This window comes from Prevotella sp. C561, assembly GCF_000224595.1.
Taxonomy (GTDB): Bacteria; Bacteroidota; Bacteroidia; order Bacteroidales; family Bacteroidaceae; genus Prevotella; species Prevotella jejuni.
The window spans coordinates 7904-21124 of the sequence record NZ_JH114151.1 but is presented as its reverse complement, the minus strand read 5'-3'; the positions used below and the strand labels follow the sequence as shown (position 1 = coordinate 21124).

The following is a 13221-nucleotide window of genomic DNA, read 5'->3' as shown; positions in this document are numbered from 1 at the left end:
CATGAATACATTTCATTGTCTCAGTCTCTACCACTCCTTAACAGGGTTAGTTGTGGTCAGTATATCCATTTGAGGACATTCCAAATAGGCATAAGACTGATAAAGAACAGAGACAAGACTGATTATCAATACAAAACAGAAGTTAATATATAAAATATTATAAAAGATAGTCATAATCCCTTGCTTTATAAAAACCAACAACTGTCTTTGTTATCGAGATCTTAAAACATTAACTTAAAACGTATTTCAAGATGAAAAGATTAGAAGTATTAGGATTAGATGAGAAGAAAGTACAGCACGTAGTAGTAGATCTATCACTCTTACTGGCCGACCTCCAAGTGTTTTATGCTAACCTCCGTGGTTTCCACTGGGACGTAAAAGGACATGGATTCTTTGTAATGCATAGCAAGTATGAGGAGCTTTACAACGATGCAGCAGAGAAGGTTGACGAGGTTGCTGAGCGTATCCTTCAGTTGGGCAGCAATCCTGAAAGCCGCTTCAGTGCTTATCTGGAAGTTGCTGAAATCAAAGAGGCTGGCGTTGTTAGCTGCAGCAAAGAGGCTGTTGACTTGCTCTTAGATTACTACAAGACACTGATTGCTCGTGAGCGTAGAATCATCGACCTTGCTACAGAGGCACACGATGACACTACAGTTTCATTGATGAATGACTTCCTCGTTCAGCAGGAGAAGACTGTTTGGATGCTCGTTGCTGTTAGCTCACAGAGCTGCGCTGAGTAATTCATCAGATTATAATATATTGCCAAGAGACTGAATCATAAGTTAAAGTGCACGTCATGTGCATTGATTAGAAGGCTCTATTGCAGGATTAACTATACTTATTATCCTCACCATTAGCCATCGTCAACTTTCTGATTCAGCCTCTTTCTTTATTTCTTCTCATGAAAAGAAGAAATTATTCTCATGAAAAGAAAGATTTATCTTCATGAAAAAAAATATTTCTTCTCATGAAGATAAATCATAATAGACATCTTTCAGTGATGTAACTAACCAACAACAAGTGCAAAACGAAGTCCTAAAGCATTCGCAATCTGCATAAAAGTAGATAGCTGCATATCACTGTTTCCACGCTCGATATTAGAGATATACTCTCGCTTCTTACCTATCTTATCTGCCAACTGCTGCTGTGTCATCTTCTGTTGCTTACGTTGTTCTTTCAGTAGTTCAGCATAGTAATAAGCTTTCGCACGTGCCTCGAACGCCTCACGTTCGGGAGAGTTCTCTGGTCCAACTTCGTTATTGAGAATATCATCAAACGACTGTAACCCTCTCCACTTTACTTCATTAATCTTCTTCATACGCTGTTCTCCAGTCTTCTAATAATTTCATTGCCCTACTAATCCCACTTCTATACTGCTTTGTATCCTTCTTTAGAAAAGAGTTCAACAAAAGTACTTTAGACGAAGATATTATGTTTACAGCATCAATTGAGAATATAATAGTCCTGTATTCATTTGATGAAAGGGACACTCTCATCTCATACAATTCTGTATTCTCTAAGTGTTTTATAAACTTCTCACTGATAACAAGCTCCGTCTTCAGAATTTGCATCACATAGAGATACTTCTTTCTCACTTTGGGTTCTAAGGAGTTCAGGAACGTTACAAATTCCCCTGTCATCCTTATATCACGATTTACTTTCATAGGCAAAAGTAACAAATAGATTACATATATCCAAATAAAAGGAACAAATAAATTACTTCATCAATATTTACAAAGGATTCTGAGACCTAAATTTAAGGCAAGAGAAGCTCAAATACATTTAAGCATGACTAACAAGTAGATTACATATATCCAAATAAATGGAAGGGTTTAATTACTTTATTAAGACTTATAAAGGATATTAACACTTACTTTTAAGGGGAGAAAGGTTCAGCTTTATATTAGATTTTCAGAGGGTAAAAGGGCACTCAAGATTCGTATGTATTAAAGGAAATAGGCACACACAACTCGTTTCATCGTAGCAAAGAAAAGTTAACGATGGGAAGGGTACGCGCTGTGAGTGCCTACGGATAAATATAATATCATCACTCTGACAGTGAGAATTAATTAGCCATCTCTGACAAGAACTTAATGCGTACGAGGCGTATCTCCTCTTCGCTGTAGTCACCATCAAGTTCTTCCATTGCAGCATTAAGACTGTCAGTCTCACTATCCATGAAATAATCATAGATATCATCTATCTGGTCTTCATCATAGACATCCTCAAGGAAGTAATCGATGTTAAGTTTTGTACCACTATAAACAATCTCTTCAATCTTTGTCAGCAGGTCATCGAAATCAAGTCCCTCAGCAGACGCAATATCATCAAGCGGCAACTGTCGGTCGATACTTTGGATGATCTTCACCTTCTGCATTGACTTCTTTGCCACCGTCCTGACACGTAATTCCTCTGGACGTTCTATGTTGTTTTCCTCACAATGATGCTTAATTAGCTCACAGAACTCCTTCCCATAGCGTTTTGCTTTCCCAGCTCCTACGCCTTGGATATTCTGTAATTCCTGCTCATTGATAGGATACATCATCGCCATCTGCTCCAAAGAGACATCTTGGAAGATAACATAAGGCGGTATCTCCAACTTATGTGCAATATCCTTACGGAGCTTCTTCAGCATGGAGAAAAGTTCTGGATCAAGGACTGCCGAACTTACAATTGGTTCATCGTCATCGTCATCATCCTTAAACTCGGTATCCATAACAATCATAAATGACTCTGGTGACTTCAAGAAACGCTTACCAGCTGCTGTTAGTTTCAGCAACCCATAGTTCTCTACATCCTTCTTCAGATAACCCGCTAAAAGAGCCTGACGTATAACAGGATTCCATATCTTTGGGTCTTCGCCTTCGCCTGCACCGAAGTCATCTAACTCATCGTGCTTATGATCTTTCTGGTCGTCTGTAGCCCTACCACGCACAAAGTCAATAACATACTCCTGTCGGAAATTCTCTTTTAAGGTCTTCACAGCCTGTAGAACAATAAGTAGCTGCTTCTCAGCCTCAATCTTTGTCTTAGGATGCAAACAGTTATCACACATAGAGCAGTTACACTTTGGATAGTCTTCACCAAAGTAATGTAAGAGCATTTTACGGCGACATACAGACGACTCTGCGTATGCCTCTGTTTCTTGCAACAGTTGACGCCCTATGTCCTGTTCGGCTATAGGTTTCCCCTCCATAAACTTTTCAAGTTTATTGAGGTCTTTCTTAGAATAGAAAACAATACATATACCTTCCTCACCATCACGTCCTGCGCGTCCTGTTTCTTGGTAGTAACCCTCCAGACTCTTCGGTATATCATAATGTATAACGAAGCGAACATCAGGCTTATCGATACCCATTCCAAAAGCAATCGTGGCTACAATAATATCCAACTCTTCCATAAGAAAGTCGTCTTGAGCCTTAGAACGTGTCTCAGAGTCAAGCCCTGCATGATAAGGTGCTGCCTTAATATCATTAGCTTTAAGGATGGCAGCCAACTCTTCTACCTTCTTACGAGAAAGACAATAGATAATTCCACTCTTACCAGCATGCTGCTTTATAAACTTAATGATTTGTTTATTCGTATCATCATCACTCTTCTTTGGCCGCACTTCATAATAGAGGTTTGGTCGATTGAACGAACTCTTAAACTCTGCACAATCCTCAATACCTAAGCTACGTACGATATCTGTACGTACCTTATCAGTAGCTGTAGCAGTAAGAGCGATGACTGGAGCTGTCCCAATCGACTCAATTGCACAACGTATCTTACGATACTCTGGGCGAAAATCATGGCCCCATTCGGAGATACAATGTGCCTCATCAATAGCGTAGAAACTTATCTTTACCGACTTTAAGAACTCCACATTCTCCTCTTTATTCAGTGATTCAGGAGCAACATAGAGTAGTTTTGTTCGACCAGAGACAATGTCTGCTCTGACCTGGTCTATCTCCCCTTTCTTTAGAGAAGAATTGAGATAATGAGCTATACCATCCTCTTCACTGATTCCATTAATGACATCTACTTGATTTTTCATTAATGCAATAAGCGGAGAAACAACAATAGCTGTGCCTTCCATAATCAATGAAGGGAGTTGATAACAAAGGCTTTTGCCACCACCGGTAGGCATTAGCACGAAAGTATCCTTCCCATCAAGAAGATTACGGATAATAGCTTCTTGGTCGCCTTTGAACTTGTCAAAGCCAAAATAATGTTTTAGTTTTTCGGTAAGATTGACTTCTTGTGTCATGTTAATAGCTGGGTATATTTCTATACTTTACGGTTCTGTAGAAATAACACAGCCCACGGATGTGAATAGTTCTTCACATCGGCAGGCTGTATATATAGGTTTATGAGGCAGTATCCGACTTCTGAATATGAGCCTTATCAAGTTGTTGACGCACATACTCTTCCGTCACCTCAAATGATTTAATACGTCGTGATGGTACATCAAACATAGCATCCATCATCACAGCCTCAACTATTGAACGCAAACCACGAGCTCCAAGTTTATACTCAACGCCCTTGTCTACGATGTAATCAAGTGCTGCCTCAGTGAAAGTCAGTTTGATACCATCCATGTCAAACAGCTTGATATACTGTTTTACAATAGAGTTCTTCGGTTCAACAAGTATCCTCCGTAACGCCTTTCTATCCAACGGATTGAGATAGGTGAGCACTGGCAGACGTCCTATAATCTCTGGAATAAGACCGAAAGATTTCAAGTCTTGAGGAAGAACATACTTCATCAAATCATTCTTATCAATCTTTGCAACGTTCTGTACAGAGTTATATCCAACCGTATGGGTATTCATTCGTTGTGCAATCTTACGTTCTATACCATCGAAGGCACCACCACAAATGAAAAGGATGTTACGAGTATCAACGTGTATATAATCCTGATCAGGATGTTTACGACCACCCTTTGGTGGTACGTTAACCATTGTTCCCTCCAAGAGTTTCAACAAACCCTGCTGCACACCCTCACCACTTACATCACGTGTAATGCTTGGGTTATCGCTTTTACGTGCTATCTTATCAATCTCATCAATGAAGACAATACCACGTTCGGCAGCAGCAACATCAAAGTTTGCCACCTGCAAGAGACGTGAGAGGATACTTTCCACATCCTCACCTACGTATCCAGCCTCCGTAAATACCGTTGCATCAACTATCGTGAAAGGAACATCAAGGAGCTTAGCAATGGTACGAGCGAGCAAAGTCTTACCCGTACCTGTAGAGCCAACCATGATGATATTACTCTTCTCTATCTCCACACCATCATCGTCCTTAGGCTGCTGTAAACGTTTATAATGGTTATAAACAGCCACAGAAAGATAGCGTTTCGCCTCGTCCTGACCGATTATATATTCATCAAGATATTTCTTAATCTCTCTCGGTTTAGGAACTTTCTTGAGCTTGAAAGCCTCGCCTTCGCCATTCTTTCCCTGTGCCAAAGCACCAGTCTCCATGACGATATTGTAGGCTTGCTGTGCACAATCCTCACAGATATAGCCATTCAAGCCTGTGATAAGAAGTTTTACATCCTTCTCACTACGACCACAAAAACTACATTTCTTTTGGGGCATTCTTATCCTTTACTTTGCTTCTTCCGAAGTGTTACTTACTGATTTTCTCATAAGAACCTCATCAATCATACCATAGGCCTTGGCTTCTTCCGAAGTCATCCAGTAGTTACGATCACTGTCATTCCACACCTTCTCAAATGGTTGATGGGAGTGTTCGCTGATGATTGTATAAAGTTCTTTCTTGAACTTCTGTATCTCTCGTGCCTCAATCTCAATATCCGAAGCTTGACCTTGTACGCCTCCTAATGGCTGATGAATCATTACTCGGCTATGTTTCAGCGCTGATCGCTTACCTTCCTTACCTGCAACAAGCAGGACGGCAGCCATAGATGCGGCCATACCAGTACACAACGTTGCTACATCACTGGATATAAACTGCATGGTATCATAGATACCTAAACCTGCAGTAACGCTTCCGCCAGGAGAGTTGATATAAATTGAGATATCCTTACCAGGGTCAACAGAATCCAAATAGAGCAACTGTGCCTGGATAGTATTAGCTGAATAGTCATCAACCTGAGTTCCAAGGAAGATGATACGCTCCATCATAAGACGAGAGAAAACGTCCATCTGCGTTACATTCAGCTGCCGCTCTTCAAGAATATATGGATTGAGATACTGCGCCTGTGCACGCATAACGTCGTCAAGCACCATACCATTCATCCCAAGATGCCCTGTGGCAAACTTTCTAAAATCGTTCATTGTTTTCCTTTCTATATATTTTTATTATGACAAAAATAGAGGTTATCGACCTCTCTTACCATTGCCATCAATACAAACATTATGCCACTCCATGCGACAAGGGCTTGTATATCTAAAGCAAAGATAAGCAAAAAAATCGATAACCCCTCTATATAAAGGAAGATTTTTGCTAAAAATGTTACTCGCTTACAAGTTTATTGAACTCTTCAAGACTTACTGTCTTAACATTCAACTTTACTACGTCTTTGATTACTGCTGCGAGTTTGCGATCGAGTGCTGCCTCTACGAAGTTGTCAATGTTCTCACGCTTCTTCAATAGCTCGTCTGCATAACCATTCAGATAGTCCTCTGGTACATTGGTCATACCGTACTGAGCGAACTGTGCACGTGCCATCTGACGAGCGCTCTCACGAACGTCATCATCATTAACCTTGATATCATGATCATTAGCCAACTGCTCCTTAATCAAGTGCCATGTCAACTCTTTGATGCTCTGTGCATAGTTCTTCTCTACAAACTCCTCACCCTTATCTTGGTTGTTAGCCAACATAATGCGCTTCAAGATAGCATCTGGGAAAGTTAATTCACCAACCTTCTTCTCGCAGTATGCGCGAAGATCTTGAATAAACTTATAGTCAGAGTCGCCCTTCAACTGCTCTTTCAAGCCTTCAGCAATCTTGTTACGGAAATCAGCCTCCGTCTTGATGTCAGCATCCTCACCATATACATTCTTCCAAAGGTCCTCATTATTCTCGGCCTTAACGAAGCGTGAGATTTCTGTTATCTGATAAGAGAAGTTACCCTTATGCTCGGCTACCTCCTCTTTCTTTATCTTCAAGAGTGAAGAAACCTCTATTTCATTATCTGGATAAGCTGCTGTTGGGTTAAAGGTGATGATATCACCGAGCTTAGCACCATCGAAGAGTTTCTTCTGATCCTCAACTTTGATATACTGTGGCATCAATGATGCACCCTCAACAGTGATACCACCTTCGAGTGTGTTTCCATTCTCATCCAACTCACGAAGGTCACCCTTCAGCAAATCACGCTGCTCTGGATCGAAGCTCTCTGCCTTGTCATAGTGACCTGCACGGCTCTGGAACATCTCTACTTGCTGGTCGATCAACTTGTCATCAACAGCTATCTCGTAGAAGTCAATCTTGTTCTTACCGTTCAATTCAATCTTGAACTCTGGTGCTACAGCTATATCAAACTTGAACACGTAAGGTGCTGGTTTCTCCAAGTCAACAGCTTCCTGTGACTCAGAACCCATTGGCTGACCCAACATCTGAATCTTGTTATCAGTGATGTATTTCTGTAGGTTCTCACCAAGAATCTTATTAATAGCTTCCATCTTCACCTGTGGGCCGTACTGACGCTTAATCAGTCCCATAGGCACCTGGCCCTGACGGAAACCAGGAACATTGGCACGCTTGCGATAATCCTTGAGGGTTTTCTCTACCTCATCCTTGTAATCAGCTTCCTCAACAGTGATGGTCATCAAGCCATTCACTTTGTCGGCATTCTCAAATGAAATTTTCATCTTTGATGTTTATATTTATGTTTATTATTATTTATCAAAAGCATGTGTTTACAAGAGGACACACTTATCCCTTATAGACTTTGAAATGCAAAGATACTTAAAAATTCGCATAACCTTATAATATATAAGGGGAAATTTGTTTTTTTAACCAAGATAAGCTACTACAGCAGCCTATATCGGGTGCTATCTCCTTATGATTATGCCCCCTTCTAACGAACTTTTATATCGAATCTTGCTGTCAGCTGCCTATCTTTCGAGACCCTTTCTTTTCCAAGAATAAATCTGGTTGCGAATTATTTTCATGAAAAAAATAATTATTGTCATGAAGAAAAATATTTCTTGTCGTGAAAAAAAATATTTTTTTCATGAAAATAATTCGATAAAGCTGATATGCTACCTCAAATAAGACGCCTGTAAAGAGAGGGATAGTCCCTGTTTTTACCTCTCATTAGCCTCTTCCTGCGCCCGTTTACGCTGGTCGAGCAACTGGAAGTCTTTCTTCTGTAGAATGAAGTCAGTACCGAGGTATTTCTCTTTTACTATCTTATTAGCGGCCAACTCCTCCGGAGTTCCCTTAAAGAGGATGCGACCTTCGAAGAGAAGATAGGCGCGATCGGTAATATTCAGCGTCTCATGTACATTATGGTCGGTGATGAGGATGCCGATATTACGGAATTTCAAACGCCAAACAATATGCTGGATATCCTCAACGGCGATAGGGTCGACACCCGCAAAAGGCTCATCAAGCATGATAAACTTTGGGTCGATGGCCAGACAGCGGGCTATCTCGCAGCGACGACGCTCACCACCAGAAAGACGGTCACCAAGGTTCTTACGCACCTTCTCCAATCGGAACTCACGGATAAGACTTTCCATCTTGTCGATGCGTTCTTGCTTAGAAAGCTTTGTCATCTCTAATACGCTCATGATATTATCTTCCACACTCATCTTACGAAAGACACTCGCCTCTTGAGGAAGATAGCCTATACCAGCACGTGCACGCTTATAAACAGGGAAATTCGTAATCTCTTGATCGTCAATGTAAACGTGTCCTTCATTAGGAACAACCAGACCTGTCGTCATATAAAACGATGTAGTCTTTCCCGCACCATTTGGTCCGAGCAACCCAACAATCTCTCCTTGTTTCACATTGATGCTCACACCATTGGCTACTGTTCGCTTTCCATATCGCTTCACCAGCTTCTCCGTACGAAGAATGCTCCCCTCGCCTTCTGGGCGTACAACAATATTATCTGACTCTGACATAGTTTTCTCTTTTAAGCAATTGGTGCAAAATTACGAAATAAAAAGCAGATAGCAATCATAAAGACGTGAAAAGAAACAAAAGAACAATACAGATAAATCTATAGCTACGTGTCTACACTTCTATTAAAAGACGTTCTCACGGAGGTTCTCTGCCATGATTGCTTGGTGGCTATTCCCTATTCTTCTCCAGAAGTATATCCTAACAATTCCTGCTCGAATGCCGTCGTCCACGCTTCATTGCTAAGTGCTGCCGACATTGAATTAAGGGCTTGACACTGCTCACGCGAAATGGTACTACGTTCGTGATGATATGCCCATGGAGCTAACATAAGGAGTCGCCCTTCACAACAAGCATCAAAGTACTGCCCAGGAGGTTTATAGAGAGGTGGAAAACCGTTTTCTAACAAGACTATAAGCGGGAGTTTCTCCTCCAATGCTGCACGTGCTATTTCTTTTTCCCCAGCCGATATACAGGGACTAACAAGTACCCCTCCCTCTCGTCCTCGCGCAAGGAAGTATTCCTTTTGCAAGGCTATAAGGCGCAGATTCTCTGGTGTCTTATTATTATGACAACGTACCTGCAGTCTTATTGGGTGCTCCAGTAACCACTGATTTCCTATAGCAGAGAAAGTTCTATCACCTACTTTCAGACTATTCACGACACGAAAGAGTTGCGGATTATCCCGCTTCATCGCCAGCCGTCGTGGGTTATCAGCAATATATCTGAACATATTCTCCAGCTGTCCCTTCCCTCTTAGCACGCTGTCATGATAGCCCAGTGCAAAGAGCATGCCATGCTCTGGATGCTTGCAGCTCCCCTGCTTAGCTCCATCTCCGCCTTTATCCTCCTGTTCCTGCTTCTGAGGCATTGCCTCAGAACTCCCCAACACCAACCGCCGATACGCCCGATTACAGCCTACCTTGAACCCATTAATAACCTTCCCCAAGTGTACAGCCATCTCATGTGTCACAAAGAGGATGCCGTGTATATGGTCCGGCATAACCTGAAAGGCAAGCACACTCACCTCTGAATAATGCTTAGGAATCTCTCTCCAACAACGCTCGACCTCACTCCCCAGCTCTGTTGGCTCTATGTAGGCGGATGCTACAGCTGCTGTCCTTCGCATAAGCCTACCCAACAATGGCTGCCTTCCTTCCGTACAGAGCGTTATCATATAGATACACCGCCCTTGATAGTCATGCCCTTTAAGCCTCCGTAGCAGCGACGCCACACGCTCACGACGCCAGCCTACCCCTTCCACATATATTGCAGGATTACTTTTCATAGCTTTAAACCCATAGTTTGTCACGCACAAAGATACAAATATAATCCTAAAAGAGCTATACAAAAGTGGCAAAGATACTATTTACAAAAAGCGAAAGTAGCCTTCATGACTATTAAATAATGTCTTTCTTTTCTATTTCTACGATATTTTGGTTAAATTTGCACTTTGAACATCAAACAGAAAGAACATGCTTTTATTCAAGTGGCTGAACACATTCGGTAATTATCTTATGTTGATGGGACGCTCATTCAGTAGTCCCGAACGAATGCGAATGTTCCTAAAAAGATATGTTAAAGAGATGTCTCAGTTGGGCGTAGACTCAATAGGTATCGTCCTTCTCATCTCTTTCTTTATAGGTGCAGTTATATGTATACAGATTAAACTCAACGTGCAAAGTCCTTGGATGCCACATTGGGTTTCTGGTTATGTGACGAGAGAGATTATGCTTTTGGAGTTCTCCAGCAGTATTATGTGTCTGATTCTATCGGGTAAGGTAGGCTCAAACATTGCTTCAGAGTTAGGTACCATGCGTGTAACACAGCAGATTGATGCATTGGAGATTATGGGTATCAACTCTGCCAGCTACCTCATCTTGCCAAAGATATTAGGTCTTATCACAATCATGCCATTCCTTGTTATCTTCTCTGCGGCAACGGGTATCATCGGCGCATACGCCACGGCTTACCTCGCACATATCATCACACCAGTAGACCTGACTGCTGGTCTTCAACATGATTTCAACCCATGGTTTATGTGGATGAGTATCATCAAGGGATTCTTCTTTGCCTTTATCATCTCAAGTGTTTCGTCATTTATGGGCTACACGGTGAAGGGAGGAAGTGTTGAAGTTGGTAAGGCATCTACGGATGCAGTAGTTTGCTCAAGCGTCTTGATTCTCTTCAGTGACGTTTTCCTCACACAGATGTTGAGTTAAACCTCCCCCAACCCCTCCAAAGGAGGGGAGATTAGAGAGAACAAATCAACTCCTGAAAGTTAATACTAACTAATTAATAAGCCCATCTTCCCCCACAAGTAAGCAGATTGGGCTCCCCTCCCTTCGGAGGGGTCGGGGGAGGCTCTATGATTGAAGTAAAACATCTATTCAAATCATTCGGCGACAAGGAAGTGCTGAAGGACATTAATATCGTTTTTGAAGACGGAAAAACAAATCTCATCATCGGACAGAGTGGTGCGGGAAAAACCGTACTAATGCGTTCACTCACAGGACTGATTGAGCCTACTAAGGGTGAAGTGCTTTATGACGGACGTAACTTTGTCAACATGTCAAAGAAGGAACAGATTCTTATGAGACGTGAGATGGGTATGATTTTCCAAGGAGCTGCACTCTTCGACTCGCTCACCGTACTGGAAAACGTACGTTTTCCATTGGATATGTTCTCAGATATGACTGCGCAAGAACGCGATAAAAGGGCTATGGAATGCCTCGACCGTGTAAACTTAACAGGGGCCGAAGAGAAATTCCCTGGTGAGATTTCAGGTGGTATGCAGAAGCGTGTCGCTATTGCCAGAGCTATTGTCATGAATCCAAAGTATCTCTTCTGTGATGAACCAAACTCTGGATTGGATCCAAAGACATCACTTGTTATCGACCAATTACTCACGAGTATCACACGTGAGTTTAACATGACAACTATTATCAACACTCATGATATGAACTCTGTAATGGGTATTGGTGAGAATATCGTGTTCATTGCTGATGGTAGAAAAGAATGGCAAGGTGATAAAGAATCGGTTATCACATCCAAGAACGAGAAACTTAACGACCTCGTCTTTGCTTCTGACCTATTTAAAAAGGTAAAGAATGTGGAGCTATCTGAGGAAGAATAGAGGATATCAGTTTGTCATAAAGTTTATGGTTTTGGGTTGTTGGAGGCAATCCTAAACCATAGCTATTGATGACTTATCCTATAGCTTAATTAATACTTACCCATAGTACGATTGGTGTTAACCATCAACAACTACACGTGTTGGCTATCAAAGACTAATTTGTCGGGCTTAATCCTTCGATTAATACGACTGAACAAAATCCCTAAATCAATTTTCCTGTCATATCTGTCATGCCATGCTCGCTCATAAACCACTCTATAACAGACTCCTACGAGAAGTGTTAAAAATGACAGGAAACGAAAAATAAACTTTTATAGTATATAGTGCTATTATATACTACTTACTATCTACGCTTTCTATTCTCCAAGTTCTATAAGCTTGCCAATGCTGTTTTGTGGTTCTTCTGTTAAATGTGTAGATTGTTAATAGAATGAGATTAATCCACATACATGGTAAGCTTACCTCCAATAAGATTGTTTTATAAGGGGGGGTAAACTATATGATAAATGTAATTAGGTGTGATGCCTATCTGGCATCTATAACCTGCTTATTCCTTTATTAAATCATGTTTGTAAACTATTTTTGTACAGCTCAAACCCAATACATGCTCTTTTGGCTTCTAAAAGACGCCCTTTTGGCTTGCAAAAGATGCTCTTTAAGACCCTTGCTAACGCCCTTTTGAAGCCCAACTAAGCACCTTTTACTTTATACCTGGTAACTAATTGATATCCTGTTGATTGCAAACCTGCTTCATGTGTGTATTTTTGCCGTTAGTTATAGGTGTTTTCTTTGAAATTATGTAATGATTTTTCAAACTCTTGTCTGCAGATTTTCGAAGTCTTAAAACGAAAAGATTTTCAATGAAAGAGGATGAAAAGAGGATAGATAGTTGACTGTCTCAGCCATATTTTTGTTTAATGAGTAACTTTGGCTCTTACGTTAAAGCACTACGAAAAGCGTCCACACATTTAACGGAAGAACCTGTTTT

General features: G+C 41.2%; 11 protein-coding genes. 3 read left to right on the top strand and 8 right to left on the bottom strand.

Annotated elements, in window-relative coordinates:
- Positions 1–251 precede the first annotated feature (251 nt).
- Positions 252–740, top strand: a complete 489-nt coding sequence (locus HMPREF0666_RS12145) for a Dps family protein (RefSeq protein WP_009012661.1) — start codon at positions 252–254, stop codon at positions 738–740.
- Between the two features lie 266 nt (positions 741–1006).
- Here the strand turns inward: HMPREF0666_RS12145 and HMPREF0666_RS12140 are convergent, their stop codons facing one another.
- The 8 genes from HMPREF0666_RS12140 to HMPREF0666_RS12105 all read right to left on the bottom strand — a co-directional run bounded on the left by HMPREF0666_RS12140 (position 1007) and on the right by HMPREF0666_RS12105 (position 10385).
- Positions 1007–1318 carry a helix-turn-helix domain-containing protein gene (locus HMPREF0666_RS12140; RefSeq protein ID WP_009012660.1) on the bottom strand — a complete coding sequence of 104 codons (312 nt, stop codon included), beginning with the start codon at positions 1316–1318 and terminating at the stop codon, positions 1007–1009.
- Entirely contained in the window at positions 1305–1664 is a 360-nt protein-coding gene (locus tag HMPREF0666_RS12135) for a type II toxin-antitoxin system RelE/ParE family toxin (RefSeq protein WP_042856344.1), read from the bottom strand. Before HMPREF0666_RS12135 ends, HMPREF0666_RS12140 begins: the two co-directional genes overlap by 14 nt.
- A gap of 401 nt (positions 1665–2065) precedes the next feature.
- Positions 2066–4249 (bottom strand): DNA helicase RecQ, encoded by a 2184-nt coding sequence (gene recQ / locus HMPREF0666_RS12130; protein ID WP_009012658.1) that lies wholly within the window; start codon positions 4247–4249, stop codon positions 2066–2068.
- A 100-nt stretch (positions 4250–4349) separates the two neighbouring features.
- A complete protein-coding gene (gene clpX / locus HMPREF0666_RS12125; RefSeq protein WP_009012657.1) occupies positions 4350–5588 on the bottom strand; it encodes an ATP-dependent Clp protease ATP-binding subunit ClpX in 1239 nt (412 codons plus the stop codon).
- A 9-nt stretch (positions 5589–5597) separates the two neighbouring features.
- Positions 5598–6290: an ATP-dependent Clp endopeptidase proteolytic subunit ClpP gene (gene clpP / locus HMPREF0666_RS12120; protein ID WP_009012656.1), complete on the bottom strand. Its 693-nt coding sequence runs from the start codon at positions 6288–6290 to the stop codon at positions 5598–5600.
- Between the two features lie 178 nt (positions 6291–6468).
- Complete coding sequence (gene tig / locus HMPREF0666_RS12115; RefSeq protein WP_009012655.1) at positions 6469–7833, bottom strand: trigger factor; 1365 nt, start codon at positions 7831–7833, stop codon at positions 6469–6471.
- A gap of 438 nt (positions 7834–8271) precedes the next feature.
- Positions 8272–9099 carry an LPS export ABC transporter ATP-binding protein gene (gene lptB, locus HMPREF0666_RS12110; protein ID WP_009012654.1) on the bottom strand — a complete coding sequence of 276 codons (828 nt, stop codon included), beginning with the start codon at positions 9097–9099 and terminating at the stop codon, positions 8272–8274.
- Between the two features lie 176 nt (positions 9100–9275).
- Positions 9276–10385 carry a transposase gene (locus HMPREF0666_RS12105; protein ID WP_009012653.1) on the bottom strand — a complete coding sequence of 370 codons (1110 nt, stop codon included), beginning with the start codon at positions 10383–10385 and terminating at the stop codon, positions 9276–9278.
- A 187-nt stretch (positions 10386–10572) separates the two neighbouring features.
- On the opposite strand from HMPREF0666_RS12105, the gene HMPREF0666_RS12100 reads away from it, so the two are divergent.
- Positions 10573–11319, top strand: coding sequence for an ABC transporter permease (locus tag HMPREF0666_RS12100; RefSeq protein WP_009012652.1), 747 nt, complete (start codon positions 10573–10575; stop codon positions 11317–11319).
- Between the two features lie 146 nt (positions 11320–11465).
- Positions 11466–12233, top strand: a complete 768-nt coding sequence (locus tag HMPREF0666_RS12095) for an ABC transporter ATP-binding protein (protein WP_042856343.1) — start codon at positions 11466–11468, stop codon at positions 12231–12233.
- The last annotated feature ends 988 nt before the right edge of the window (positions 12234–13221 follow it).